Source organism: Phytobacter sp. SCO41 (assembly GCF_003073275.1).
GTDB lineage: Bacteria > Pseudomonadota > Gammaproteobacteria > Enterobacterales > Enterobacteriaceae > Phytobacter > Phytobacter diazotrophicus.
Genome location: NZ_CP027225.1, coordinates 4,052,633 through 4,077,636, shown reverse-complemented (window position 1 = coordinate 4,077,636; position 25,004 = coordinate 4,052,633). Strand labels below are relative to the sequence as shown.

Annotated in this window: 26 protein-coding genes; 13 read left to right on the top strand and 13 right to left on the bottom strand. The window is 56.2% G+C overall.

Features of this window, described 5'->3' with window-relative positions:
- Window positions 1–29: 29 nt before the first annotated feature.
- The gene (locus C5523_RS19970) at window positions 30–227 is read left to right on the top strand and encodes a YbdD/YjiX family protein (RefSeq protein ID WP_041852181.1); all 198 of its coding nucleotides are present in this window, start codon (window positions 30–32) and stop codon (window positions 225–227) included.
- Between the two features lie 104 nt (window positions 228–331).
- Here C5523_RS19970 and C5523_RS19965 read toward each other — a convergent pair whose 3' ends face one another.
- Window positions 332–1,075 (bottom strand): SDR family NAD(P)-dependent oxidoreductase, encoded by a 744-nt coding sequence (locus C5523_RS19965; RefSeq protein WP_108701824.1) that lies wholly within the window; start codon window positions 1,073–1,075, stop codon window positions 332–334.
- A gap of 113 nt (window positions 1,076–1,188) precedes the next feature.
- Here C5523_RS19965 and C5523_RS19960 point away from each other — a divergent pair, with 113 nt between their 5' ends.
- Window positions 1,189–1,776, top strand: a complete 588-nt coding sequence (locus C5523_RS19960) for a TetR/AcrR family transcriptional regulator (RefSeq protein ID WP_052249346.1) — start codon at window positions 1,189–1,191, stop codon at window positions 1,774–1,776.
- A gap of 1 nt (window position 1,777) precedes the next feature.
- Here C5523_RS19960 and C5523_RS19955 read toward each other — a convergent pair whose 3' ends face one another.
- Window positions 1,778–2,866, bottom strand: coding sequence for an oxidoreductase (locus tag C5523_RS19955; RefSeq protein WP_108701823.1), 1,089 nt, complete (start codon window positions 2,864–2,866; stop codon window positions 1,778–1,780).
- A gap of 160 nt (window positions 2,867–3,026) precedes the next feature.
- Between C5523_RS19955 and C5523_RS19950 the strand changes: the two genes are divergently transcribed.
- The 5 genes from C5523_RS19950 (at window position 3,027) to C5523_RS19930 (ending at window position 9,283) form a co-directional block, all read left to right on the top strand.
- Window positions 3,027–4,529 (top strand): sugar ABC transporter ATP-binding protein, encoded by a 1,503-nt coding sequence (locus C5523_RS19950; RefSeq protein ID WP_079498411.1) that lies wholly within the window; start codon window positions 3,027–3,029, stop codon window positions 4,527–4,529.
- Window positions 4,526–5,521, top strand: a complete 996-nt coding sequence (locus tag C5523_RS19945) for an ABC transporter permease (protein ID WP_041852176.1) — start codon at window positions 4,526–4,528, stop codon at window positions 5,519–5,521. The genes C5523_RS19950 and C5523_RS19945 overlap by 4 nt, the downstream gene beginning before the upstream one ends.
- 18 nt (window positions 5,522–5,539) lie before the next feature.
- Entirely contained in the window at window positions 5,540–6,604 is a 1,065-nt protein-coding gene (locus C5523_RS19940; protein WP_041852175.1) for a sugar ABC transporter substrate-binding protein, read from the top strand.
- A 145-nt stretch (window positions 6,605–6,749) separates the two neighbouring features.
- Window positions 6,750–7,994, top strand: coding sequence for an LVIVD repeat-containing protein (locus tag C5523_RS19935; protein ID WP_071193893.1), 1,245 nt, complete (start codon window positions 6,750–6,752; stop codon window positions 7,992–7,994).
- A 113-nt stretch (window positions 7,995–8,107) separates the two neighbouring features.
- The gene (locus C5523_RS19930) at window positions 8,108–9,283 is read left to right on the top strand and encodes an IS4 family transposase (protein WP_108701011.1); all 1,176 of its coding nucleotides are present in this window, start codon (window positions 8,108–8,110) and stop codon (window positions 9,281–9,283) included.
- Between the two features lie 107 nt (window positions 9,284–9,390).
- On the opposite strand, the gene mtnK is transcribed toward C5523_RS19930, so the two are convergent.
- The gene (gene mtnK / locus C5523_RS19925) at window positions 9,391–10,590 is read right to left on the bottom strand and encodes an S-methyl-5-thioribose kinase (RefSeq protein ID WP_108701822.1); all 1,200 of its coding nucleotides are present in this window, start codon (window positions 10,588–10,590) and stop codon (window positions 9,391–9,393) included.
- 106 nt (window positions 10,591–10,696) lie between these two features.
- Here mtnK and mtnA point away from each other — a divergent pair, with 106 nt between their 5' ends.
- Window positions 10,697–11,716 (top strand): S-methyl-5-thioribose-1-phosphate isomerase, encoded by a 1,020-nt coding sequence (gene mtnA / locus C5523_RS19920; protein WP_108701821.1) that lies wholly within the window; start codon window positions 10,697–10,699, stop codon window positions 11,714–11,716.
- Window positions 11,717–11,830: 114 nt separating this feature from the next.
- Here the strand turns inward: mtnA and C5523_RS19915 are convergent, their stop codons facing one another.
- Both C5523_RS19915 and C5523_RS19910 read right to left on the bottom strand, forming a co-directional pair.
- Complete coding sequence (locus C5523_RS19915; protein WP_108701820.1) at window positions 11,831–12,682, bottom strand: Vmh family MBL fold metallo-hydrolase; 852 nt, start codon at window positions 12,680–12,682, stop codon at window positions 11,831–11,833.
- Between the two features lie 8 nt (window positions 12,683–12,690).
- Window positions 12,691–13,344, bottom strand: a complete 654-nt coding sequence (locus C5523_RS19910) for a DsbA family protein (RefSeq protein WP_223878726.1) — start codon at window positions 13,342–13,344, stop codon at window positions 12,691–12,693.
- Between the two features lie 107 nt (window positions 13,345–13,451).
- On the opposite strand from C5523_RS19910, the gene C5523_RS19905 reads away from it, so the two are divergent.
- Window positions 13,452–14,330, top strand: a complete 879-nt coding sequence (locus C5523_RS19905) for a LysR family transcriptional regulator (protein WP_108701819.1) — start codon at window positions 13,452–13,454, stop codon at window positions 14,328–14,330.
- Here the strand turns inward: C5523_RS19905 and C5523_RS19900 are convergent.
- Window positions 14,327–15,256 carry a LysR family transcriptional regulator gene (locus tag C5523_RS19900; RefSeq protein ID WP_108701818.1) on the bottom strand — a complete coding sequence of 310 codons (930 nt, stop codon included), beginning with the start codon at window positions 15,254–15,256 and terminating at the stop codon, window positions 14,327–14,329. The genes C5523_RS19905 and C5523_RS19900 overlap by 4 nt on opposite strands.
- Before the next feature lie 223 nt (window positions 15,257–15,479).
- Here C5523_RS19900 and C5523_RS19895 point away from each other — a divergent pair, with 223 nt between their 5' ends.
- On the top strand, window positions 15,480–16,904 hold the full coding sequence (locus C5523_RS19895; protein ID WP_108701817.1) for a M20 family metallopeptidase: 1,425 nt from the start codon (window positions 15,480–15,482) through the stop codon (window positions 16,902–16,904).
- Window positions 16,901–18,175, top strand: a complete 1,275-nt coding sequence (locus tag C5523_RS19890; protein WP_108701816.1) for an MFS transporter — start codon at window positions 16,901–16,903, stop codon at window positions 18,173–18,175. The genes C5523_RS19895 and C5523_RS19890 overlap by 4 nt, the downstream gene beginning before the upstream one ends.
- A 33-nt stretch (window positions 18,176–18,208) precedes the next feature.
- Here the strand turns inward: C5523_RS19890 and C5523_RS19885 are convergent, their stop codons facing one another.
- Window positions 18,209–18,661 (bottom strand): hypothetical protein, encoded by a 453-nt coding sequence (locus tag C5523_RS19885; RefSeq protein ID WP_107223628.1) that lies wholly within the window; start codon window positions 18,659–18,661, stop codon window positions 18,209–18,211.
- A gap of 205 nt (window positions 18,662–18,866) precedes the next feature.
- Here C5523_RS19885 and C5523_RS19880 point away from each other — a divergent pair, with 205 nt between their 5' ends.
- Window positions 18,867–19,199 (top strand): SdpI family protein, encoded by a 333-nt coding sequence (locus C5523_RS19880; RefSeq protein WP_108701815.1) that lies wholly within the window; start codon window positions 18,867–18,869, stop codon window positions 19,197–19,199.
- Window positions 19,200–19,321: 122 nt separating this feature from the next.
- Here the strand turns inward: C5523_RS19880 and C5523_RS19875 are convergent, their stop codons facing one another.
- The 4 genes from C5523_RS19875 to C5523_RS19860 form a co-directional block, all read right to left on the bottom strand.
- Window positions 19,322–19,885 carry a hypothetical protein gene (locus C5523_RS19875; RefSeq protein WP_108701814.1) on the bottom strand — a complete coding sequence of 188 codons (564 nt, stop codon included), beginning with the start codon at window positions 19,883–19,885 and terminating at the stop codon, window positions 19,322–19,324.
- Between the two features lie 139 nt (window positions 19,886–20,024).
- Window positions 20,025–20,567, bottom strand: coding sequence for an acireductone dioxygenase (locus tag C5523_RS19870; RefSeq protein ID WP_071193883.1), 543 nt, complete (start codon window positions 20,565–20,567; stop codon window positions 20,025–20,027).
- Window positions 20,564–21,253 (bottom strand): acireductone synthase, encoded by a 690-nt coding sequence (gene mtnC, locus C5523_RS19865; RefSeq protein WP_041852163.1) that lies wholly within the window; start codon window positions 21,251–21,253, stop codon window positions 20,564–20,566. Before mtnC ends, C5523_RS19870 begins: the two co-directional genes overlap by 4 nt.
- On the bottom strand, window positions 21,253–21,864 hold the full coding sequence (locus C5523_RS19860; protein WP_041852162.1) for a methylthioribulose 1-phosphate dehydratase: 612 nt from the start codon (window positions 21,862–21,864) through the stop codon (window positions 21,253–21,255). Before C5523_RS19860 ends, mtnC begins: the two co-directional genes overlap by 1 nt.
- 126 nt (window positions 21,865–21,990) lie before the next feature.
- Here C5523_RS19860 and C5523_RS19855 point away from each other — a divergent pair, with 126 nt between their 5' ends.
- A complete protein-coding gene (locus C5523_RS19855; RefSeq protein ID WP_071193882.1) occupies window positions 21,991–23,151 on the top strand; it encodes a pyridoxal phosphate-dependent aminotransferase in 1,161 nt (386 codons plus the stop codon).
- Between the two features lie 6 nt (window positions 23,152–23,157).
- Here the strand turns inward: C5523_RS19855 and C5523_RS19850 are convergent, their stop codons facing one another.
- A complete protein-coding gene (locus C5523_RS19850; protein ID WP_041852160.1) occupies window positions 23,158–23,784 on the bottom strand; it encodes a ParB/RepB/Spo0J family partition protein in 627 nt (208 codons plus the stop codon).
- Window positions 23,769–24,944, bottom strand: a complete 1,176-nt coding sequence (locus tag C5523_RS19845) for a phosphoadenosine phosphosulfate reductase (RefSeq protein ID WP_103245941.1) — start codon at window positions 24,942–24,944, stop codon at window positions 23,769–23,771. The genes C5523_RS19850 and C5523_RS19845 overlap by 16 nt, the downstream gene beginning before the upstream one ends.
- Window positions 24,945–25,004 lie beyond the last annotated feature (60 nt).

Here is a 25,004-nt window from a genome sequence, read left to right as displayed (position 1 = left end):
TTAGGGTGAGGGGTAACGAGAGATGAAATATGTTCGACACCCTTTCTAAAGCAGGCAAATACTTAGGCCAGGCCGCCAAAATGATGATTGGCGTGCCGGACTATGACAACTACGTTGAGCATATGCGTATCACCCATCCTGATCAGACGCCGATGACCTATGAAGAGTTCTTCCGCGAGCGGCAAGAGGCACGTTACGGCGGCAAAGGCGGGGCGAAGTGCTGTTAACCCTCCCCCTGTTCCTGTTTACTGTCATAAACGTCGGCCCGTTCTTCACGGGCCGCTTTTGATATTGCGTTACCTCTGCCGGGTGGCAGAGGTCGGCCTGATCCTCAGGCGTTGAGGCCACCGTCCACATCAATCCCGGTTCCGGTGATGTGTTTTGCCGCCGGGCTTGCCAGGAAAGTTACCGCATCGGCGATATCTTCTGCTTTACCGTAATGTCCAAGCGCAATCAACTGACGCTGGGTTTCAGCGCCTTCGCCATCCGCCGGGTTCATGTCGCTGTCAGTGGGGCCAGGGTGCACCAGATTGACGGTAATGCCACGCGGGCCAAGATCGCGCGCCAGCCCACGGGTTAACGAGTTGAGAGCGGATTTGGTCATCGAGTAAACGGCAATTCCTTGCAGCGGGACGTGGTTGGCGAGGCAACTGCCGATGTTGATAATGCGCCCGCCGTCCGGCAGATGAGCAATCGCCGCCTGGGTAGCAATGACCACGCCGCGAATATTCACATTGATTAACGCATCGATATCTTCATCGGACATCGCTTCCAGCGGCCCACCGCGCGCTATCCCCGCGTTATTCACCAGAATATCCAGCCCGCCCAGTTTCTCAACCGACTGAGCGATCGCTGCACGAATGGCCTGCGGACTTGCGCTGTCGGCCTGAATGGCGACCCCATTGCGCCCGAGCGCGCGAATGTCATCGGCCACCGCCTGTGCTTTTTCGACTGACTTTTCAAACGTTATCGCCACATCTGCCCCTGCGCGGGCTAATGACAGGGCGATGGCTTTACCTAAACCACGACTTGCGCCTGTAACCAGCGCGCGTTTACCGGAAAGTGAAGATGACATGGTGACTCCTGAATTAATTATGTGTTGATCGATACATAATTACAGTAAACGCACTTCCCTGTGGCCGTCAATGGTATTAATATATCGATCAGCACAAAATGTTGGAGGCCACCATGAGCCGTGGAAGACCACGCGAGTTTGACCGTACAGAAGCGCTGAACCAGGCGATGAAAATCTTCTGGCAGAAGGGCTATACCGCCACGTCCATGAACGATTTATATGAGGCGATGGGCATTAAATCTCCCAGTCTGTATGCGGCGTTTGGCAGTAAAGAGGATTTATACGAAGAGGTATTGCTGCACTACGAGCAGTCCGTTGCGCCGGTTATCTGGGGGCATATGACCAGCGAACCGTCGCCGCGTCAGGCGGTGTGGCTGTGGCTGGAGCGTTCTGCCGACATGCTGACGCAGACTGATATGCCGCACGGTTGTATGGTCACACTCTCGGCGGTAGGCAGCGAAGGTAATGACAGGCTGGGCGACCTGGTGCGTCGCATGCGTGCTGCGGGTTTTTCCCTGTTAAAAACGCGGCTGGAGCAGGCGCAAAAACAGGGTGATTTGCCCGGTTCGGTGGATGTCGAGGCGCTGACGCGCCTCTATGTCAGTATTCAGCAGGGGATGTCGATTCAGGCCCGCGATGGCGCGAGCCGTGAAATCTTGCTGAGCATTGCCCGCTCCGCCATGGCCTTATGGCCCGCCTGAATCAGCGGGTAAAATGTTCGACTTTTTCAAACGCTGCGCGCAGCGTGGCGGGAGTAAGCTCGCCCGGCAGATAGTGAATGGATTCGACCGGGCGCAGGGTATGGGCAATCACCCGCTCCAGCTCGTCATGATTGTTGATGTCCACCTCCAGGGCCGCCAGCGTGGTGGGCAGGTTAAAACGCTTATAGGCGTTCACGAGCTGCGCCAGCACATCATCCTGACCGAGCAGGGCGCTTTGCACCAGAATACCGTAGGCTACTTTTGTGCCGTGCAGGAATTTCTCTGTTTGCGGCAATACTGTCAGACCGTTGTGAACGGCGTGCGCCGCGGCAACACGGGTATAGCGCTCGCCGAGCCCGCCCACCATACCGCCACCGGCGATAATCGCATCCACCACGTCACGAAACGCCTGCGTCACGTCGCCACGCGCCTGATCCGCCAGCGCTTCTTCGCTACTGGCGAGTAGCACATCGCGAATCGCCAGCGCGTTATTAATCCCCAGACGTACCGTCAGCGGCAGCTTTTCCGGCACAGGCGCCAGCACCACCGCTTCATACCATTTCGCGAGTGTATCGCCGATCCCCGCCAGCAGATATTCCGCAGGGGCATTAAGGATGATCTGCGGTTCGACCAGCACCAGGAAATTGGCGTCATCGAAAATCTCGAACTGTAGCGCCTGACCGGCGTCGTTGTACCAGACGGAGAGCGGCGTCCAGGCAGCACAGGTTGCCGCAATGGTCGGAATTGCCACCACGGGCAAACCTAAACGACGCGCCACCGCTTTGGCTGTATCCAGCAAGGCGCCGCCGCCTACGCCTATCACGACCGCGCGATCGTCACCGGACAACTGCGCCAGCTCCGCCACGTCATGCTCGCTGCAATGGCCTTTGAACAACAGATGCTTCGCGCCCGGTGCGTTAAAGCCCTCCGGCAGGAACGGACGCGCCCCTTCAATGGCGCGCTCGCCGTAAATCCACACCGCACGGGAAAGTTGCTCAGCCGTATAAAAATCATGGAGATGCGCGAGACTTCCCGCGTGTGAGAAATAGTTAGCCGGGCCGGTGACGACGCGAATATTGGTGTTGCTCATTTGTTGTGTCCTTGTGTACTATCGCTAACCTGATGTTATGTCTGGACATCCGGATGGCTAATATTATTTTGCTTTATCTTATGCCTTTTCTGTCGTTGCCAGTCAAGGCGGCCTATGAAAAATTCGTCAAATAAACTTATTTATCAGGAACTCGCGTCGGATGAGCACTAACCACCTCGAAATGCGCACTATCAGCCTCGCGTTTGGCGGGTTCAGCGCATTGTCGCATGTTGATTTCACCCTGCGCGGCGGTTCCGTTCATGCACTCACGGGCGCGAACGGTGCAGGAAAATCGACCCTGATGGCGGTGCTGTGTGGCACGCATGACCACTACGAGGGCGAGATCGCCATCAATAACCAGCCGGTCTCCATTCGCACCCCGCGTGACGCGAAACAGCTTGGTATTCATCTGGTGCAGCAGGAAGTGGACGTGGCGCTCATCCCCGGCCTGTCGATCGCTGAAAACATCATGCTCGACAGACTGGCGGAACCGGGGCACGCCTGGCACTGGGGCGAAGTGCGTAAACTCGCACAGGATGCCCTGGCACAACTGGATGTGTCGCTGGATGTGCGTCGCTCTATCGATACCTGCACCCTGGCGGAGAAGCAGCAAATCCTGCTGGCGCGCGCGTTGTCTCATCATTGCCGCTTTTTGATTCTGGATGAACCCACCGCCCCCCTCGATCAACACGAGAGCGAGCGCCTGTTCACCGTGGTGCGACGTCTGCAACAGCAGGGCATCGGCGTGGTGTTTATCTCCCACCGCATCCATGAACTGAAAGCGATTTGCGACACCCTGACCGTGCTGCGTGACGGCAAGCTGATTGAGTCTGGCCCGATGGCGGAACTGAGCGGCGAGCAAATCGTTGAGAAGATGCTCGGTCATGAACTGAGTGATATCTACCCGCCCAAGCGCCCGCCGCACAGCGATGAAGTGCTCTTGAGTATTGACGGCCTGCATGACGAGAAACTGCTAAAAGACATCTCTTTGCGCCTGCGCAAAGGGGAGATTCTGGGCATTGCCGGGCTGGCTGGCGCGGGTAAAACCGAGCTGTGCAAGGCGCTGTTTGGTGCGAGCAAAAGTAAAGTCACGCGTGGCGAGCTTAATAGTCAGCCGTGGCGACCACGCGACCCGGCGGATTCCGTATTACGCGGTATGGCGCTGGTGCCGGAAGAGCGGCGCAAAGAGGGCATCTTCATTGAAGAGCCTATTGCCATGAACCTTTCGGTGAGCGCGGACAACTCTTTTTCCCGCTGGAGCCTGTTCGGCCATCGTAAGTCCTGGCGTTGGGCGCAAGAAGTGATAGCCCGCGTCGGCGTGCGCACTACCGGGCCGGGGCAGACCTTGCGTCGCCTGTCCGGCGGTAACCAGCAAAAAGTGGCGATTGGCAAATGGCTGCGCGGCAACGCCAACGTGGTGATTTTTGACGAGCCGACCAAAGGGGTCGATGTGAAAGCCAAAACCGACCTGTTCCAGTTGATTGACGGGCTGGCGCGGGAAGGAAAAGGCGTGATTTATGCCTCCGGGGAGTTTTCCGAACTGGTGGGCCTGTGCGACCGCATTTGTGTGCTCTGGGATGGGCGCATTGTCGCAGAAGTGAAGGGCGAGGAGGCCCGCGAAGAGACCTTACTTTATTTTTCCACCGGAGGAACGGCAGCGTGAGCAAAGCCCTTTCAGTTAAGGCTGCGGTGTCATCCCGTCAGCAGTTTTTCGATTTTCTTTATAAATGGGGCATGCTGCTGACGGTGGTCGCGCTGGTCGTCATCTTCGGTCTGGCATCGGATAACTTCCTCGACCCGTTCAACATCATCAACATCTTACGCTCCATCGCCATCGTCACGGTAATTGGGGTGGGGGTCTCCATTTCGCTGACTATCGGTGGTTTCGATCTGTCCGTCGGTTCAACCGCTTCACTGGCAAACGCGCTGGTGATTTCACTCTTCGTCTGGCATGGCTTTGGTACCACCGAAGCCATTCTGGTGACGCTGGCGCTCTGTACGCTGGTGGGGCTGTTTAACGCGTTTTTAATTGTGGTGCTGCGTATTCCCGACATGCTGGCGACGCTCGGCAGCCTGTTTGTGATTCAGGGCGTGGCGATGACCTACAGCTATGGCGGTTCGATCACCGAAAACATGGTGCTACCGAGTGGCGACATGGCAGAAGGGGCGATCCCGGCGGCGTTTGGTTTGCTCGGCCAGGTGCCGACCATTGTCATCATCATGCTGGCGGTGACCATTGTGGCGCAGCTTGGCCTGTCGCTGACCACCCACGGGCGCCGTATGTATGCCATTGGCGGCAACCCGGAAGCGGCGCGTTTATCCGGTATTCGCACCACCCGTTACAAAGTGGCGGCCTATGTGATTGCCTCACTGCTGGCGGGCTTAGGCGGTATTCTGCTGGCTTCGCGCATTGGTTCTTCGCAGGTGAACGCCGGTGGCGGCTACCTGATGGATGCGGTTGCGGCGGCGTGGATTGGCTTTTCGCTGGCCGGTTCCGGCAAGCCGAATGCGCTCGGCACGCTGGTGGGGGCAGTGATTCTCGGCGTGCTCTCTAACGGACTGGTGATGCTCTCCGTGCCGTATTACGCCATGGACATTATTAAGGGGCTGGTGCTGGCCGGTGCCCTTGCGTTGACTTACTTCCAGCGTCGTTAATTATTCAGGGGATAACAGATGAAAAAGATAGCACTCTCTTTACTGACGCTGGGATTACTGAGCGCGCTGCCGGGTTATGCGGCGACGCCTGCCCCGGTTCCGGACGCCATTGCTAACCATAGCGGCCCGATTCGCATTGCGCTGATCCGTAACCTCGGTTCCGATGACAACACCACCCAGTTTGTGTCCGGCGCGTTGCAGGAAGGCAAAAAACTCGGGTTTAAAATCAGCACCTTTCTGAGCAACGGCGATGACGCTAAGTTCCAGGACTTCGTGAACCAGGCCATCACCCAGAAATATGATGGCATCATCCTCTCGCAGGGCCGTGATCCGTACTCCACTGCGCTGATTAAAAAAGCGGTCGATGCCGGGATCAAAGTCTCGGTGTTCGATACCGCTGTGAACGGTGAAATCCCTGGCGTGACCGTCACCCAGCAGGACGATGCCTCTCTGACCAAGCTCTCCTTTGGCGCGCTGGCTAAAGACTTCAACGGCAAAGCCAACATCATCAAGCTGTGGGTCGCCGGTTTCCCGCCAATGGAGCGTCGCCAGGCGGCTTATGCTGAGCTGCTGAAAGAGTATCCGGGTATTAAAGAGCTGGAATCTATTGGCGCGGTCTCTTCCGACGTGCAGGGCGATACCGCCAACAAAGTGGGCGCGGTGCTGGCGAAATACCCGAAAGGGCAGATTGATGCTATCTGGGGTACCTGGGACGCCTTTAGCCAGGGGGCTTACAAGGCGCTGAAAGAGAACGGCCGTACCGAGATTAAGCTCTACAGCATCGATGTGTCTAACCAGGATCTGCAACTGATGCGCGAGTCCAACAGCCCGTGGAAAGTGAGCGTGGCGGTGGATCCGAAGCTGATTGGCGCGACCAACGTGCGTCTGGTTGCCAACAAGATTGCCGGCGAACAGACCCCTGCGACCTACGACTTTAAAGCCGCCGCCATTCCACAGGCGCTGCTGGCGGCGCAGCCGGGGGCGGTGAACGTGGCATCACTGGCGAAAATCATCCCAGGCTGGGGCCAGACCGAAGACTTTATCGCGCCGTGGTTCGCTACCCTGGAAGCAAAAGCGAAGTAACGGATGCTTTCCCCCTCCCTCACCGGGAGGGTGGCCTGCTCTTCTTCCTGTCCTCAGGGGGAAGGCAGTTTGCTTTTCTCCCTCTCCCGTGGGAGAGGGTTGGGGTGAGGGCATCAGGCCGCGCCCCGGCTTAAAAGGAACAACAATGGCAACTGAACTCCCACGCCCGGAATACAGCCGTAATATGCGGCTGATTGGTCATAGCGACCAGGGTGGACGCCCGGATGGCGTACAACTGATGGTGCATCGCGGCTATGCCTACATCGGCCACATGGTTTCGCAGGGCTTTTCTATTGTCGATGTGCGCGACCCCAAAAATCCCAAACCTGCAGGCTATGTTCCGGCCCCTCCCGGTACCTGGAACGTGCACTTGCAGGCGCATGACGATCTTCTGCTGGTGATCAACGCCCGCGACCTCTTTGCTGACGCCCGCTTTGCCGATGAAAAAGTCTATTACACCCGCTCGGTGGGTGAGACGGTCAGTGACGTACAGGACAAAGGCTGGAGCGCCGGGCTGCGCATTTTTGATATCTCCACGCCGGATAAACCACGTGAAATCAGCTTTCTGTCACTCAGCGGCATCGGTATTCACCGCATCTGGTACGTAGGCGGACGCTGGGCCTATGTCTCTGCGCTGATTGATGGCTTTACCGATTATATTTTCCTGACTATCGATCTGGCCGATCCGCGTAAACCGGAAGTGGCGGGGCGCTGGTGGCTGCCGGGGATGAACCAGGCGGCTGGCGAAACGCCGGACTGGGAAGCGGGGAAACGCTATGCGCTGCACCATGCGATTATCGCGGGCGATACCGCCTACGGGAGCTGGCGCGACGGCGGTTTGACGCTGCTGGATGTGAAAGACCGCACTCAACCGACGCTCATTAGTCACCGCAACTGGAGCCCGCCGTTTGGCGGTGGCACCCATACCGCGCTGCCGTTGCCGGATCGTGATCTGCTGGTGGTGCTTGATGAAGCGGTGCTGGATAACCAGGAAGACGGTGAGAAGCTGATTTGGCTGTTTGATATTCGCGAACCGTCAAACCCGGTCAGTATATCCACTTTCCCGCAGCCGGATGAGATTGACTATGTGGCGAAAGGGGCGCACTTCGGACCGCATAACCTGCACGAAAACCGTCCGGGGAGCTTTATCAGTTCGACGCTGATTTTTGCCACTTATCAGAACGCCGGTGTGCGTGCCTATGACATTTCCAATCCCTATCGTCCGGTGGAAACCGGGGCGCTGGTGCCTGCCGCTCCGGCGAAAATGATGGATACGCGTCCGGGCCGCCCGCAGGTGATTCAGTCCTGTGATGTGTTTGTGGATGCGCAGGGGGTGATTTACAGCACGGATTACAACGGCGGTTTGTCGGTGATCGAGTATCTGGGGTGACACAACCCTCACCCTAACCCTCTCCCTGAGGGCTGAGGAATCCCCAGAAAAAGTGAAAGGCACGATGAAGTGTGATCTACTGGCTGCGCTAACAAATCAGAAGAGACCTCATCGTGCCTTTAAAGACAGTGTGCCAGAAATTCTTTTCCTCGTCTTTACGCGGGATTCATTCTTTCCGCATTAATGTCCTCACTTCCATGGCTGTTGCGCTCTGCAACGGTGCTGAACTCACCCTGACCAGTCTCGGACGCTCCCTTCCCGGTTCCGCTCACGTCAAAAATAAAATCAAACGGGTCGACCGTGCCCTCGGTAACTCCGCCCTTCACCGCGACCTTCCCCGTATCCAGATGCAGCTCACCCGTGCCATTACCTCCCTCATGCCGTTCTGCGTTATTGCTGTCGACTGGACCGGATGGCCTGATAAAAACTGGCATCTGCTGCGCGCAAGTCTGGTCTGTAACGGCCGCTCACTTCCGCTGATGAGCGAAGTCGTTCCGGCTGAACTCGCCCAGAACAGCAGGATACAGTGCGCCTTCCTCGACCGCCTCCATGCGGCTGTTCCGCCGGAAAAAGCGGTCACGATTATTACCGATGCCGGCTTTCGCACCGACTGGTTCCGTCACATCAGTCTGCTGGGCTGGTCCTTCGTCGGTCGGGTCAGAGGGCTCGTGTGCTTCCGGATGGACGGCGATACACGCTGGATGAAAATCAGCGACCTTCATGCCGGCGAATACCCGGTAGGAGTGGGTTATGGCGTCCTGGCCCGGAAACCCCGCACGCCCTGTTACGGTCACTTTTATCTGCAGAAACGCCCGGGAGCAGGCCGTCACGGCAAAGGGGGGATGCCAAAAACGCAGAGAGAGCATCGTCGCAGCGCACAGGAGCCGTGGCTGCTGTTCAGCAATGTGGCAGGTATGGAGCCAGCACAGATAATGACGCTGTACAGTCGCCGGATGCAGATAGAGCAGAACTTCCGGGATGAAAAAAGCCCGCGCTTCGGGTTCGGACTGAGGCTGAGCCGCAGCCAGGGCAATGGACGTCTGGCGGTACTGAGCGTCGTGGCGGCCATGGCGAGTCTGGTGATGTGGCTGGCAGGGTATCTGGCGGAGAAAAAGCAGCGCCACCTGCGCTATCAGGCAAACAGTATAAAAGACAAAAGGATCCTGTCTTATGTGAGGCTGGCGGTTGAGGTTCTGCGGCATGAGCCCGGAATACTAAGGCGGCTGAATATCGCTAATGCACTGAAAATGTTAGGTAAAGAGTACAGTAATATGGTCATGGTGAACTGACCATATTACTGGGGATCTCTCAGCCCTGAGGGAGAGGGGATCGAGCTGCACCCGCTTTTCTCCCTCTCCCTGTGGGAGAGGGCCGGGGTGAGGGCACCAGCGCGCACTCAACTATACTGACGCACCCGGGCAATCAGTTCATCCACGCTGTCAATACGCGGGGCGATCAAAATCAGCACCTTGCCGAGCGCAATAGCATGGCGCAGGCATTCGTGGCGCATCTCTTCATCGGCGATGGTGTCGATATCCGCAACATGCGAGAGGCCCACGCTGCGGCGAATCAGCTCGGTACCGCAGAAGCCGACCGCATCCGTCCACACTTTTTTGAGAAACTCAGACGCATAGCCCGGTACGCTCAGGGCGGCATCTTGCGTTTTCTCGCGTGCCAGCGCCTGGAAACGCTCGGCGAATGTTGACCAGAGTTCCTGAATATCTTTCAGACGCTGCTCACGCGCCGCTGCCGCATCCCGAATGCCCAGGTGGCCCGGCAGGCCGCAGTAGTTAAGCAGCAAATTCCCGATTGCCGTACCGATATCAAAGCCGATTGGACCAAAATAGCCGAACTCGGCGTCAATGGCTTTCAGGCTGCCTTCGGCAACGAAAATGGAACCGCTGTGAATATCGCCGTGCAACAGCGCTTCGGCATGCGAGAAGAAGCTGTGCTTGAGGGAGGCGACCGCCAGCTTTAGCTGCGTATCCTGACGCAGGGCATTGACGTCGGCCTCCAGGGCTGCCGGGTAGTTATTACGTTCATGGACCTGATAGGGATCGTTAAAGAACAGGTCTTCGGTGATCTCGCACATTTCCGGGTTAATAAACTGCGCGACCTGGGCTTTTTTCACGTGCGGATGCAGGTAAAAATCGCTGGTATGGAACAGCGTTTGCGCCAGATATTCACCTAACTGGCGTGCGGCCTGCGGGTAGTAAACGTTTTTTATCAGCTCGCTGCGCCAGATGCGATGGTTAGAGAGATCTTCCATAACCATCACCGCCAGCTCCGGGTCGTAATGCAGAATATTGACCGTGTGCTGCGGGGCGTGTTTATAGTGCTCAACCAGCGTTTGGGCCTCCAGGCGTGCGCGATCAAGGGTTAGCGGCCAGGACTCCCCAACGCAGCGCACATAGGGCAGCGCCTGTTTAACGATAATGCGGCTTACGCCCTGACTATCAAAAATCTTAAATACCAGGTTCAGGTTACCGTCGCCGACCTCCTGCGCTTCAACCAGTTCGGACGGCGTGTCCAGACCACCAAATTGTTGTGCATACGCCACAGCATCCTGGGCGTTGAAGGTACGGTATTGCGACATTGCCAGTTCCTCATGTTCTTATGCTAATAAAGCCATTCAGACGTCTATACATCTGGATTTCATCCTGACACAATACGATACAACAACGCAACAGGGATTTAACGCTATGCAGACATTACAGACCACCAGCCTGCGGGTTGTTGATAACCAACTCTTTATTCTTGACCAGCAGGCGCTGCCGCAGGAAAAACGCTGGCTGCCAGCGGATTCGGTGGCTTTGCTGGTGGAACATATTCATGCGTTACGCGTGCGCGGCGCGCCGTTGATTGGCCTCTCCGCCAGTCTGCTGTTGGCGCTATTGGCGGAAAAGGGGGCGAACCGTGACGTGCTGGCCCAGTCGCTGGAGACCCTGCGTGCTTCGCGCCCGACGGCGGTCAACCTGATGAACAATCTCGACCGAATGAAACAGGCGCTGGCACACGAAGATTTCGTTCCGGCGCTGGTGGCAGAGGCGCTGCGCTTGATTGCAGAAGATAAAGCCTTGTGCGACAGCATCGCGCAGGCAGGCAGCGAGCTTGTGAAACCGGGCAGCCGCTTGTTAACGCATTGCAACACCGGGGGGCTGGCGACCGCTGGCGTCGGTACGGCGCTGGGTGTTATTGCGCTGGCCCATCAGCAGGGCAAGGTGGCGAATGTCTGGGTGGATGAGACGCGTCCGTTGTTGCAGGGCGGGCGTTTAACGGCCTGGGAGTTAGGCGAACTTGGGGTGCCCTATCAGTTAATTACCGACTCGATGGCCGCCAGCCTGATGGGCAAAGGGCAGGTGGATGCGATTTGGGTGGGGGCAGACAGGATTGCCGCTAACGGCGATGTCGCCAACAAAATCGGCACCTACTCCCTGGCGGTATTAGCGAAATTCCACGGCATTCCGTTTTATGTTGCCGCACCGCAAACCACGCTGGATCCGAACTGCCCGAACGGCGAGGCGATTCCTATCGAGCAGCGCGCCGCGAGTGAAGTGACGGGTGTTGCCGGGAGCTTTGGCGCCGTGCAGTGGGCGCCGGAAAATGCGCGGGTCTATAACCCGGCTTTTGACGTCACGCCCGCCGCACTTATCAGCGGCTGGGTGCTCGACAGCGGCGTGGTCACACCTGAGCAGGTGAGTGGCGGGTTTTTTGCCCGCTGAGTCGGTCTTTGGCCCTCATCCGTTTTCTCCCGGATGGCGGCGTAAATGCCTGATCCGGGCTACCGTCTGAAAACGTAGCCCGGCTAAGCGCAGCGCCAGCCGGGATGTTTGCCGTTACCACTTCATCTCGCCGGTGTTCACCTTTGCGCTCAACTCCAGCGAGCTCTCATCCGCAAGCCCAGGATACGCAGCTTTCATCGCCTCGATCACGGCCGCTGAGCCCTTCTGATGGTTCAGTGTCTGTTCGAATGTTTTCAAATAATCATGGGTGAAAGTAATCGCCCCATCGCCTGCCGGGCGTTCACCCAGGTAGTGACCCGGAATAACCTGTCGGGGTTTCAGTGCCTGCATTTCGCGTAATACGTTCATCCATCCCTGGCGAATGACCGGGGTCTGGGTATCTGCCGTCCAGACATGAATTCCTGACGCAATACCGGTGCCGCCTAAAATGGCCTTGTTCGCCGGGATCCAGATATAGGCGGCATAATCACCTGCGTGTTTCAGTTCCAGCGTTTCCCCGTCGATGGTAAAACGCGTGGCGGTGGTTGCCTGCGGAACGATAAGTGTCGTTGGCGCGCCATCTTTCATCTGCGGCCCCCAGAAGGCCAGTTTGGCCTCTTTCGTTGCCTTGATATGGTCAACCACCGCTTTGGACGCCACCACTTTTGCCTGTGGGAAGGCTTTTACCAGCGGTTCGAGACCAAAATAAAAATCCGGGTCGCCAGAGGTGATCACAATCTCTTTTAGCGTTTTGCCACGCGCTTTGATGAGCTTCACCAGTTCCTCGCCATCTTTAACGCTGAACTGCGCATCAAACAGCACGGCTTCTTTTGGCCCGGAGACCAGCGTTGAAGAGACCGGGAAAATGCCTTTCTCCTGTGGGTTATACACATCCAGTTGCAGCGGAGCAGCAAACACCGGTGCGGCGGCCAGCGACAGTAACAGGGTGGCGGACTTTGTGTTCATGACATTCCTTAATGGCTAAGTGAAGAGAGAAGGGGATTAACCAGTGTGAAAAATGCCTCTGGTTGCCCGTAGTAACGCGAGACAGGTAAGAGCGTGTACTGCCCGTCTTTGTTGATGAATACCGCGGTGGGGAAGCCCTGGCCGCCCGTTTGTGCCATCAGCATTCGTCCATGTTGAATGGCATCCAGCGCTTCATTTTCCGGAATTTGCCCCAGCATGATGTCTGACCCAACGGATCGACTAAGTACTTCATTGACCACATCGGCGCGGGTAATGTCCTGCCCCTGTTCGTACCAGGCGCGCTGTACAGTATTCAGAAACTGGATATCGCTACCGGGAGTCGCAAAGCGTTGTGCAGCCAGAAGCCCACGGCTGGCGGGGAGGGAATCCAGCACAATCTCGCTGTTCGCCAGCAACTGCGTGCGGTAATCGCTGCCGAAAGTCATGCCGGTTAAAGCAGCGATACGCGCATCATGTTCATGAACATGCGAGAGCCACCCGGCGTCGAGCTTTCTGCGCCGGGTGCCGATGAATAATCCCCCCGGTAAAATATGCTGTTGCGTAAAAGCCTGTGCCACACGGTTGAGCAAGGGCAATGCGCCATAGCTCCAGCCGCAAAGCGGATCGATTATCCAGTAAAGGCCGGGTTGAAATCCCATCATGCAGTTCTCCAGAGAGTCAGTGATCACCATTCTACGGATTGCAGCTTCTGCTACTATTCCTGAAACAATTCATGCTGTGTTTCGTAAAACGATCAAATGGAGTGGCAATGGACAGGATCATGGCGGCAATGACCTACAACCGGATTTGCGAACTGGGCAGCCTGAGCGCGGCGGCACGTTCGCTGGGTATTTCACGCCCGATGGTCAGCCGCTATCTGGATGAAATGGAAAAATGGGCCGGGGCGCGCTTGATTCATCGCTCGACGCGGCGGCTAACGTTAACCCCCGCCGGTGAGAAAATCCTTGAGAAAACGCGGCAACTGGCTTCTCTGTCGCAAGACATTGAAGGTGACGCCACGCGCCTGACACCTTCGGGCACACTGCGTATTGCCTGCGCCCACTTTACGGCGACCCACCTGCTGGGGCCGGTGATCCCGGCGTTTCTGGCGCGCTACCCGGCGCTGCGCATTGAAGTGGATATTAATAATCAGCCGGTCAGCCTGGTGGGTGAGCGCATCGACCTTGCGATACGGATAACCAATTCCCCCGAACCTGGGGTGATTGCCCGCGCGCTGGGGGAATGCCGTTCGGTATTGTGTGCCTCACCGGGCTACCTTGCGAGAGCCGGGCAACCTGAAACCCTTGACGATCTCGCTCAGCACAATTGTCTACATTACAGCCGCTTTTCAGGACAATCATGGACGTTTCGCGATCCGGAAAAGGGCACTGTTGCCGTTGCGGTTAATGGTAATTTCAGCGCCGGGATATCGTCTTTGCTGTGCGATATGGCGATGGCGGATGTAGGGCTGGCGCTGGTGCCGGAAATTGAGGCGCGCATGGGGCTTCAGAGCGGGCGACTGGTCAGCGTACTGCCGCAACTGGAGCCGCAGCCGCTGGGCATTTATGGGTTATATCAATCCCGCGATCATCAGCATGCGGCGCTCGGCCTGTTTCTCGATGCGCTTAAGCAGCATCTCGCCGCTTAAGCCTGGGTCAGTTCCGCCATCCACTGCTTATGTTCTCTGTCCAGCTCCAGGGCGGTAAGTTCGAGGAAAGCATTGACCGCAGTCGGTCGGTGTTTGCTTCCCGGCACCTGAATCTGCAAAGTGCGCTGGCTTAGCGACGAGTTATTGATCGTTTTAAGTGTCATGCCATCCTGCTTTGCGCGCCACAATACGCTGAAATGGCTGCACACGGTCAGAGCATCGGGTGTATGACGGGTAAAACCGTACAGGGCGGCAAAATTATTGCTGCTGAAAGCTGGTTCCAGAAAGGTGCCCGCCATGCGACAGGAGAGATCAAAAAGCTGGCGCAGCGTGGTGCCCGCCTCCGGGAGAACCAGCGGATAGTGGTGCAAATCTTCCATCGCCACACCCGGCTGCGACACCAATGGATGCTCATCCGCCAACAGCAACAGTACCGGCGCGGGCCAGGCGGCAATAATTTCCACGTCCCGTTCAGGCGCGAGGCTGAACTGAAACGCGACATCACAATCATTGCGCCGGACCCACTCCGCTACCTGCATCGCCGTGCCGACCTGCAAATCAAAACTCACCGCAGGGTGTTGCTGACGAAAACGCGCCAGTACCCCTGGCAACAGGTCAAACGCCATGCCCTCGGTACAGGCAATACGTACCAGGGCTTTGCGCACCGCTTTCAGCCCCTGAATTTCGGCCATCGCAAATTCCATATCGCGCATGTTTTTGCGCACATGGTTAGCCAGAATCTGCCCGGCATCGGTTAAAACCATACCGCGCGAATGCCGTTCAAAGAGCGTGACGCCCAGCCGGGTCTCCAGCTTGTGGATTTGTCGGCTGATGGCGGAACCCGCCACGTAAAGCTGTTCGCTGGCGGTGCTGAGAGAGCCGGTGGTGGCCACAGCAAAAAAGTAGCGTAGTTCATTGCTCAACATAGATGAATCCTCTGCGATGCCCTGAGATTGTGCAGTGTACCCTTATCAAAAAAGCAACGCCAAATTACAATTATTATTATTGTGGCAAGGCTCTGTTCTGGTTTAGAACAAAAAGACAACAACATCTCATTGCGCCATCGGCAGCAAATGAACCCTGAAAAATTCGCGTTGCAGCCACGCAACTGCGGCTCGACATTTGACGGGGACAGACAGGGCAAACAACATGACAACACAACAGATCGTCGACCAGGCGCTGGCGTGGTTCGACAGCGGCCATTTTAAAAGCATCCTTGCCAGCCGGGTGGCAATCCCCAGCGAAAGCCAGCGTAATGACAGGGATGACGCGCTCACACGCTATTACAACGACGTATTCATTCCCGCTTTTCAGGAATTGGGCTTTACGACCGAGGTGATTGCTAACCCGGTCAATGCCGCCCGACCATTTTTACTCGCCAGTCGCGAAGAAGACCCGACGCTGCCCACCGTGATGTGCTACGGACATGGCGATGTGGTCTTCGGTGACGATGCGCGCTGGGCCGAGGGGCTTTCGCCATGGACGCTGGTCGAGCGTGATGGCAACTGGTACGGACGCGGTACGGCTGACAACAAAGGTCAACATTCGGTTAACCTCGCCGCACTGGAGCAGGTTTATCACGCGCGTAACGGTCGGCTGGGGTTTAACTGCGTCTGGCTGTGTGAAATGGGTGAAGAGGTGAGTTCGCCAGGGCTGGCCGCCATCTGCGAACAACTTAAAGCACGCATCAATGCAGACCTTTTTATCGCCTCTGATGGACCGCGCCTGAGTGCAGAGCGCCCGACGCTATTCCTCGGTTCACGTGGCTGCGCCAACTTCCGTTTGACCATTAATGCGCGCGCCAAAGATTATCACTCTGGCAACTGGGGCGGGCTGCTGAGCAACCCCGGTACACAACTGGCAAACGCCATCGCGAGCCTGGTGGATGGTAAAGGCGAAATCCAGATTGCGGCGCTGAAACCGCCCGCCTTAACGCCGGAACTGAAAGCCATTCTGGCGGATATCACCCCGGCACGTGGCGAAAACGATCCCATCACCGACCCGAACTGGGGCGAGCCCGGATTGTCGGCGGCAGAAAAACTGTTTGGCTGGAATACCCTGGAAGTGCTCTCTTTCCTGACAGGGAATCCGGCACAGCCCATGAACGCGATCCCGGGGCAGGCGACAGCGGTCTGCCAGTTGCGCTTTGTGGTGGGGACCGACTGGGAACATCTGGAGCAGGCGGTTCGTGCGCATCTGGACGCGCACGGCTTTTCTATGGTGACCATCAGCGAAGTGCGCAGCACCCCTGCAACGCGCTTTGATCCGACCGATCCGCTGGTGAACTGGACGCTTGAGGCGATGGCGGAGACGACCGGCAAGAAACCGGCCCTGTTGCCGAACCTCGGCGGCTCGCTGCCTAATGATGTGTTTGCCGGGATTTTGGGCCTGCCAACGCTGTGGGTGCCGCATTCGTACCCGGCCTGCGGCCAGCATGCGCCGGACGAGCACCTGCCGATTGCCATTGCCCGCGAGGGGCTGGCGATCATGACCCGCCTGTTCTGGGATTTGGGCGAGCGGGGAGCGGCACTGCTTGCCAGCCATCAGGCGCATCAGAATGGAGGTGCAAAATGACAACTCTCGCCCGTGAGACAGAGCAGGGCAGCGTGCGCCCGAACCTGGCGAAAACGCTTTTTGCCACCTGTATTGGTAATGCCCTGGAGTGGTTTGATATTGCGGTGTACGGCTTCTTTGCCAGCTATATTGCCCAGGTCTTTTTCCCGACGACTAATCCAACGGTCTCTCTGCTGCTCGCTTTCGGTAGCTTTGGTATCGCCTTTTTGATTCGCCCGCTGGGGGCGGTGGTGCTTGGCGCTTATGCCGATAAACACGGTCGTAAGGCCTCGCTGCTGCTCTCTATCAACCTGATGATGCTGGGCGGGGCGATGATCACCTTTATGCCCGGTTATGCCACCCTCGGTTTGGCCGCGCCGCTGCTGATTTTGCTGGCGCGCCTGATTCAGGGCTTCTCCGCAGGCGGTGAGTTTGGTAGTTCGACGGCGTTTCTGGTGGAGCACTTCCCGGAGCGTAAGACCTTTATCGCCAGTTGGCAGTTCGCCACTCAGGGAGCCAGTACACTGATGGCATCCGCCTTTGGTCTGGGGCTGGCACACTGGCTGACGCCGGAGCAGTTGCTGGACTGGGGATGGCGCGTGCCGTTCGCCTTTGGTCTGCTGATTGGCCCGGTTGGGCTGTGGATCCGTCGCCATGTGCACGAGCCTGAGGCGTATGTAGAGATCGAGAAACCGCGTCATCCGGTGAAGCAACTGTTGGGTTCGCAAAAACGCCTGTTGGCGCTGGCGATTGGTCTGATGGTGGTCTCCACGGCAATTAACTACATGCTCAATTATGTGCCGACCTGGGCGACCAAAAGTCTTGGCCTGCCCGCGTCATCCGCCTACAGCGCGACGTTGCTGGCCGGGGTGATTCTTACCGTGGTGACGCCAATAGGTGGCCTGTTGGCGGAGCGTGTCGGGCGTGAGCGTCTGTTGTGGACCGCGTTGGGCCTGCTGGCGTTTACGCTGCTGCCCGCGTTCTGGCTGACCAGCCTGAACGTCACGCCCCTGTCGCTTTCACTGCTGGTGGGATGGATGGCGTTGTTGAAATCCATCTACTTTTCGACCATTCCGTCGGTGATGGCGGATATTTTCCCGGTATCGACCCGGGCCAGTGGGATGTCCATCAGTTACAACATCGCCGTCACGGTATTCGGCGGGTTTGCGCCATTCATCTGTACGCTGCTTATCAGCGCAACCGGCAGCCACTTCGCACCGGGCTTCTACCTGATGGTTACCGTGTTCCTGAGCGTTGCCGCGCTGTGGCATACGCAAAAACAACTTCGTTAATCAGCAAGCTGCCCCTCTCTGTCCGGAGAGGGGTTATCCCTGTGCGCCGGAACCCGGCAAAATCACCTGAGAATTATCAATTTCACTGTTTGGCGTCTGCGGCGCACTTTTTTTGCTGCTGACGATATTGTTTTCATAACGCGGCGGAGTAATGACCGGATAGACGTAGCTTTCCTGTTCCGAACATTGCACAGGATCGCGCGAACCCGCATAAAACAGATAGTACTGATGGGAGTTGGGGAAATAGGCCAGATCGTCGCCATTGCCAAAGGTGGTGGTCCAGAAGGGCACTCCGGCTTTGGTGTGGCTTTGCAATTTGCCCGAGGCGACCTGGAAGTGATCGCCCCATTTCATGGTGATGAGATAGTAATCAAAAAAGGAGACGGTGATGGCCCCACGGGGCGGGCAGTTAAGTTTGACGGCGTCATCCGCACGTGCCGCCAGTGCTGGTAAAGTCAGTAATAATAAATACAGGGGATATTTCACGCATCCATTCTCGAGGCCGTAAGGTCAGGAGAGGAATCCTACGGTGTTGGGCCGTGGCATGACCAGCAGCAAGCTGTTACATCTCCCTCTAAAGTTAATCAAAATATGACGTTACTCTTATTCGTCCGTTAATTTTCCTCTACCATCCATCATGACTGTGAATATCCCTTTTCGGGGATATAGGCGTTTAAAGGGAGAGTCGCTGATGGATATGAATTTTATCTGGCTGAGTATCACCAGTCTGATATTAATGGCTATTGCCATTCCGCTGCTTTTGCAGAAGGTGAAACCGAACCGCTGGTATGGGATAAGAACCGCGCGAACGCGCAATGATGACAAGCTGTGGTATCGGGCCAATCGTCTGTATGGCATCGCGATGCTGACAGCGGGCGTGGTATTTTTTGTGCTCTCGGCCATTCTCGGGAACTGGCGTCCGGGTGAGGATAACCAAAAGATAAGCCTGGTGTTGTTTATGCTTGAAGTGCTGGTGCCTGTGTTTTTTACCCAAGCGAGAGCGAGGATCCTGGCGCGGAAATGATGCGCCTGGCGTTTCCCGGCTGGCGCTGCGCTTAGCCGGGCTACGAGCAAGCTCGATTCAGCGAGCGGTGGCCCGGGTAGGGCGGTTACGCCGCCATCCGGGGGCAGGTATCGTTGCATCCCTTAAACACAGGGTCCCTTCGCGCAACCGTACATCATCACCAGCGGGAAAATGGGGATCATCAACGGCGCCATATAGCTCACATTCTGTTCGGTTTTGTCGGTGATCGTCACCGTCACAGGAGGATCCAGTCTGGTCGCATCAGCGGTAGAGTAATGCAGGCTCCCATCATAAGTGCCTTTGGCTTTAAACACGGCGACCATCGTTTTTCCGGACTCCATCACATGCGCGTTATAATGATATTTGAGCCTGTCCTTCTGGGCGGATGTTAACTGTGTCGCATCGACAATCGCGCGATATTCCGCCGTGACATCTTTATCTTTCACCACAAAGTAGACCGCCACACCGGGGCTTTTATCCCCGAACTCGTCATAAAAGGCTTTGTAGTCGTTATAAACATCACGGGTCTTATCACGTTTAAAGACATAGCCGTACTTGTCTGACATGACCGTAATATTATTTTCCGTCACCCGCAGGTAGTCGAGAGTGTCCTCTTTCGGCATTGGCACCGTGGTGGCGCAACCGCTCAGCACCATCGGCAGGAGCATCAATATGATTTTCTTCATTCTTCCTTCCCTGTGAATCGCATTCGCAAAAAGAGCAAGTATAGGCCGGGTTTAGCAGGAGAAAAGACAGGCTACAGGAATGGGTAGGGGCCAAAAAAAGCCCCGCGTGAATGCAGGGCCACAACAAGGGGGCGGGAACTCACGCCAGCCGCGGATAGTTTTCCGCAATCGCATCGCCGGTGAACTGTGCGATCCAGCCTTCCGGGTTGTCGAAAATGCGAATGGCGGTAAAGTTCGGCTCGGAACCCATATCAAACCAGTGCGGGGTACCGGCGGGCACGGAGATCAGGTCGTTCTTCTCGCACAATACCTGGTACACCTCGTCACCAATATGCAGGCAGAACAGCCCGGCGCCTTCCACGAAGAAGCGCACTTCGTCTTCGCCGTGGGTGTGTTCGTTGAGGAATTTTGCGCGTAGCGCCTCTTTTTGCGGATTATCGGCACGCAGGCTGATCACATCCCAGCTCTGGTAGCCCTTCTCGGCAACGAGTTTGTCGATCGCGTGCTGGTAGGCGACGATCACCGTCTCCGGTGATGGATCTGCGCCCAGGTCACGGTCGGCTTCCCAACGTTCAAAGCGGACGCCTTTGGCGTTCAGCTTTTGCTGAATCCCGGCGGCGTCGGTGCTTTGCCAGACAGGCTTGCTGGCGTCTTTGTCAGAATAAATCGTCAGTGCGCTCATGAGGGGATCTGCTCCGGCTTAATGTGGTCGAAAGAGGGAACCTGGTGATGATGGCTCGCCGCGTCATGGTCGCCGCGAATCAGTTGTATGGTTCGTAAACCGGCCTGCGCTGCGGCGTCCAGCTCCTGATGGATATCAGAGAGGAACAGGATCTGCCCCGGCGGCACGCCCAGTTGTTCAGCGATATTGCGATAGGACTGAACCTCGCGCTTCGCCCCTACCAGGGTGTCGAAGTAGCCGCTGAACAGATGAGTAATATCACCTTCGTCGCTGTAGCCAAATAACAGTTTTTGCGCTGCCACTGAGCCAGAGGAATAAACATAAAGATCAATACCTTTGGCTTTCCATTTTTCCAGCGCGGGCAACACGTCCGGGTAAAGATGACCGGTGAAGTCGCCATTGACGTAGCCATCACGCCAGATAATGCCCTGTAGCGCTTTCAGTGGCGTGGATTTGCGGTCCTCATCCATAAACTGCACAAGCGTATCAAGCAGATCGGCGGTGGTTGCCTCCGGCTGGGCTATCTCTTCACGCAGGTTATCGAGGATGGTTTTTACCGGCTCGATATACTGCTGCGCGTTCAGAAAAGCCGGCAGACGTTCGCGGGCATAGGGAAATAATACGTTGTGCACAAAGCGAATATCGCTGGTGGTACCTTCTATGTCGGTAACTATCGCGCGGATCATTATTTCTCCAGCAGACGGCGCTGCATTTCGCATTCAAATAAAAATTCCAGCCCTTCCAGATGGCGACGCGCTTCAGCCACATCGCGCCCCCAGCAGGTCAGACCGTGACCACGCAGCAAAAAGCCATAGTTCAAGGGGCGTTCTTGCGCGTAATGTTCAATATGGCGGGCGAGGGCATCAATATCCTGGGCGTTATCGAAAATTGCAATCGGCACGGTATCAAGATGCGTGGTTTGCCCGCGCAGGGATTTTTGCATTTCGAAGCCGCTGATGAGCAATTCAGGGGCACGCTCAACGCGTGACAGTACGGTGGCATTCACCGTATGGACATGTAGCACCGCATTCGCATCCGGGAACAGGCGGTAAATCAGCGTGTGCAGGCCCGTCTCCGCTGACGGCTTACGCCCCGACGGCGCATGGTTATCGGCGATCGACACTTGCAGGAAGTCGGCTGTCGTCAGGCTGCCTTTGTCTTTGCCGGATTCGCTCAGCCAGCACCATTGTGCATCTTCACGCACCGACATATTGCCACCGGTGGCAGGGGACCAGCCTTTCTGGCCTATCCAGTGACAGGCGTTAACGAGCTCATGGAGTTGCAGGTTGTTTGTCATAGTCTTCCTGGGTTGCGCGTCGGCAGGAATAATCTTATGGTTTAGACGTCTAAGCGTCTTGATTGCCAAATACTAACATCGTGTTATAGTGGCAGCAACATCAGTATTACAAGCAGGCACGCAACCATGAGCGATAACGCACTGATTCCCCAAAGTAAACTTCCCGCTTTAGGCACCACTATTTTCACGCAAATGAGTGCGCTGGCGCAGCAGTATAAGGCCATCAACCTGTCTCAGGGATTCCCGGATTTTGATGGTCCACGCTACTTGCAAGAGCGGCTGGCTTACCACGTGGCACAAGGGGCGAATCAGTACGCGCCAATGACCGGGGTGCAGGCGTTGCGCGAGGCCATTGCAGATAAAACCGAAGAACTGTATGGCTACAAACCGGACGCGGGCAGCGATATCACAGTGACGGCAGGGGCGACCGAGGCCCTGTATGCAGCGATCACCGCGCTGGTGCGTAAAGGCGATGAAGTCATCTGCTTTGATCCAAGTTATGACAGCTACGCCCCGGCGGTGGAGTTGTCTGGTGGTGTGCTAAAACGTATTGCCCTGCAACCGCCGCATTTTCGCGTGGACTGGCAGGCATTCGCTGCACTGCTGAGCGATAAAACCCGTTTGGTTATCCTTAATACGCCGCATAACCCGTCCGCTACGGTGTGGCGCAAAGAGGATTTCGCGGCGTTATGGCAGGCGATTGGCGAGAAAGAAATCTATGTGCTGAGCGATGAAGTCTACGAACATATTTGCTTTGCCGAAGCGGGCCATGCCAGCGTGCTGGCGCACCCGCAACTGCGCCAGCGGGCGATTGCCGTTTCTTCGTTTGGTAAAACCTTCCATATGACCGGCTGGAAGGTGGGGTACTGTGTGGCACCGGCTGCCATTAGTGCCGAGCTGCGTAAGGTGCATCAATACCTGACCTTCTCGGTCAATACGCCTGCGCAACTGGCACTGGCGGATATGCTGCGAAGCGAGCCGGAGCATTATCGCCAGTTGCCTGCGTTTTATCAGGCTCGTCGCGATGTGCTGGTCAATGCGCTCAGCAGCAGTCGGCTGGAGATCCTGCCGTGCGAAGGCACTTACTTTTTGCTTGCCGATTACAGCGCCATTTCCGATCTTGATGATGTGAATTTTTGCCAGTGGCTGACAAAAGAAGTTGGGGTGGCGGCTATTCCGCTGTCGGTTTTCTGCGCCGACCCCTTCCCGCATAAGCTGATTCGCCTGTGTTTTGCAAAGCAGGAATCGACGCTGCTGGCAGCCGCTGAACGGTTATGCAAGCTATAACCGACGCTATTTAACCGTCCACGCGCGCGAGAATCGACGGCCTGCAAAGAGTTCTGTCAGGCCGTTAATCTGTTTCAGGCGCAGCACTTCATCGCTGTCCATTCCCAGCTCCTGGCCAATCTGCTCTTCTGTCCAGCCTATCCGTGAGAGCTCACGAACAATTTCCGACATCTCATTGATTTGATGGCGACCACGTGCCCGGTTATGCCGGATGGTGGCCGCCATACGATCGGACTTGCTGGCTCTGTCGCTGTTCAGGCAAGTAATCGGGAGATAGCCTTTAAGTTTACTTTTTAGCGCCGCCCGACTTTTGCCCAGTTCGTGGCGGTGAAAACCATCGACAATTTCGAAGTGATGAGGTTTGTCTTCCTGCACCACGATGGGTTGGGTGAAACCGTCGGCCTCCAGCGATTTCAGTAACAACCGTTTCTCCGGCGGTGCAACATTGTTAGGGTTGTAGTCATTTGGGGAAATGTGGTCGTTCTTCACCCATAAAACGCAATCGACAGGCTGATCGCGAAACGGGCTTAATGCGTGGAGAGTACGACGAAAATCATTGATAGCTTCAATCCGTTCTTCCTCAGGTAATGCGCCGAGAAATACTTCAATTTCGCTGATTAATCGCTGTTGCATAGAATTCCCCACTCCTTACGTTTGTTTTTGATTCGTTCGTGATACCGCTTGTAGTTGCTTGTTTTGGTGGGGCTAAAAGAGAGTGCCCTGCACCAGTAATCGTTATTGAGTAGCACTTTGCAGATGCGGCGCCAGGAAGGTATATCCTTTGCGCCAACATCCCCGGGCTGGCTATCGGGGATGAGTGGCAGGCCCTGTTTTTCAAACCAACGCAAATAGACGGCAATTTTGTTGCGATAATGCTCCGCAGATTGCTCCGGCATGCTGTCGAGCAAGAAAAGGACATATTCCCGCCAGCTCAAATGCGCAGGTTTAGTGAGTTTTCGGTGACCATAGAAAAGGTTGTCCTGACCGGCATAAATCCCGCCGCTGCTGACGCCGCTGACCCGCTCGCACATGAGTGCCCAGCGCTCAGGTTCAATAACGTGATAGAGCCACAGTCCCTGGCGTTGCTCAGGGCCGAAAGGTTCACAAATACGCATATAGCGCGTGGGCACGCCTGCCTGATACATCAAATCATATAATGGGTTATAAGGCGTTTGGGTCTTACCAAACCAGGTCCAGATATCGGCTATTTTCCAGTCATAAATTGGGTAAATGTACCAGGCATGCCCGCGTGGGGCAGCGGTAGTCCAGGGCTTATCATCGGCGAAACGCATTTTGCGTGCCGACGCGATAGCCATAAAGCGGTTGTAAGATTCGTCAGCGCGAATACCAATCATCATGGCTGCCGGGCGATGATTGGCAAACCAGTCGGCAAACTCACTGACAAACGATTCAAAGGTCATGCCGTGTTGATAAAAAGGCAGCTCGGCAGGATCCGTTATCGCATGTTCAGGAGGTTGCCGTACCCATTCAACGCCGGGTTGCCAGCATTGCCAGGTGGGGGAAAATTGCGATAAACCATTTTGTGTAGTCAGTGGCAAGGCAATCCAGAAGAAGCGCTCTGTAATATCGCTGTATTCAGCACGCATACGTTCAACATACTCGATGGTATAGCTAAACTGAGCCTCCCAGTCGATAAATAAGATGTTGATTTTCTTTTTTAGCTGACGTGCCAGTTGCGCCGTCAGATTGAGCATGATGCTGGAATCTTTTCCACCCGAAAAAGAGACACATACTCTCTGAAAGTTTTCCAGTGTCCATTTAATTCTTTCCATGCTGGCGTCCAGAACATCCTGTTCCAGAATTTTTTTGTCAATTTTCACCGTCAATTAATC

Bases quoted from the DNA above. Each gene is read 5' to 3' on its own strand.
- C5523_RS19905 (WP_108701819.1), top strand. From the start codon at position 13,452: ATGGACAGGATCATGGCGGCAATGACCTACAACCGGATTTGCGAACTG.
- mtnA (WP_108701821.1), top strand. From the start codon at position 10,697: ATGCAGACATTACAGACCACCAGCCTGCGGGTTGTTGATAACCAACTC.
- C5523_RS19960 (WP_052249346.1), top strand. From the start codon at position 1,189: ATGAGCCGTGGAAGACCACGCGAGTTTGACCGTACAGAAGCGCTGAAC.
- C5523_RS19940 (WP_041852175.1), top strand. From the start codon at position 5,540: ATGAAAAAGATAGCACTCTCTTTACTGACGCTGGGATTACTGAGCGCG.
- C5523_RS19870 (WP_071193883.1), bottom strand. From the start codon at position 20,567: ATGAGCGCACTGACGATTTATTCTGACAAAGACGCCAGCAAGCCTGTC.
- C5523_RS19855 (WP_071193882.1), top strand. From the start codon at position 21,991: ATGAGCGATAACGCACTGATTCCCCAAAGTAAACTTCCCGCTTTAGGC.
- C5523_RS19955 (WP_108701823.1), bottom strand. From the start codon at position 2,866: ATGAGCAACACCAATATTCGCGTCGTCACCGGCCCGGCTAACTATTTC.
- mtnK (WP_108701822.1), bottom strand. From the start codon at position 10,590: ATGTCGCAATACCGTACCTTCAACGCCCAGGATGCTGTGGCGTATGCA.
- mtnC (WP_041852163.1), bottom strand. From the start codon at position 21,253: ATGATCCGCGCGATAGTTACCGACATAGAAGGTACCACCAGCGATATT.
- C5523_RS19910 (WP_223878726.1), bottom strand. From the start codon at position 13,344: ATGATGGGATTTCAACCCGGCCTTTACTGGATAATCGATCCGCTTTGC.
- C5523_RS19965 (WP_108701824.1), bottom strand. From the start codon at position 1,075: ATGTCATCTTCACTTTCCGGTAAACGCGCGCTGGTTACAGGCGCAAGT.
- C5523_RS19860 (WP_041852162.1), bottom strand. From the start codon at position 21,864: ATGACAAACAACCTGCAACTCCATGAGCTCGTTAACGCCTGTCACTGG.
- C5523_RS19875 (WP_108701814.1), bottom strand. From the start codon at position 19,885: ATGAAGAAAATCATATTGATGCTCCTGCCGATGGTGCTGAGCGGTTGC.
- C5523_RS19890 (WP_108701816.1), top strand. From the start codon at position 16,901: ATGACAACTCTCGCCCGTGAGACAGAGCAGGGCAGCGTGCGCCCGAAC.
- C5523_RS19845 (WP_103245941.1), bottom strand. From the start codon at position 24,944: ATGGAAAGAATTAAATGGACACTGGAAAACTTTCAGAGAGTATGTGTC.
- C5523_RS19970 (WP_041852181.1), top strand. From the start codon at position 30: ATGTTCGACACCCTTTCTAAAGCAGGCAAATACTTAGGCCAGGCCGCC.
- C5523_RS19895 (WP_108701817.1), top strand. From the start codon at position 15,480: ATGACAACACAACAGATCGTCGACCAGGCGCTGGCGTGGTTCGACAGC.
- C5523_RS19850 (WP_041852160.1), bottom strand. From the start codon at position 23,784: ATGCAACAGCGATTAATCAGCGAAATTGAAGTATTTCTCGGCGCATTA.
- C5523_RS19915 (WP_108701820.1), bottom strand. From the start codon at position 12,682: ATGAACACAAAGTCCGCCACCCTGTTACTGTCGCTGGCCGCCGCACCG.
- C5523_RS19880 (WP_108701815.1), top strand. From the start codon at position 18,867: ATGGATATGAATTTTATCTGGCTGAGTATCACCAGTCTGATATTAATG.
- C5523_RS19900 (WP_108701818.1), bottom strand. From the start codon at position 15,256: ATGTTGAGCAATGAACTACGCTACTTTTTTGCTGTGGCCACCACCGGC.
- C5523_RS19950 (WP_079498411.1), top strand. From the start codon at position 3,027: ATGAGCACTAACCACCTCGAAATGCGCACTATCAGCCTCGCGTTTGGC.
- C5523_RS19935 (WP_071193893.1), top strand. From the start codon at position 6,750: ATGGCAACTGAACTCCCACGCCCGGAATACAGCCGTAATATGCGGCTG.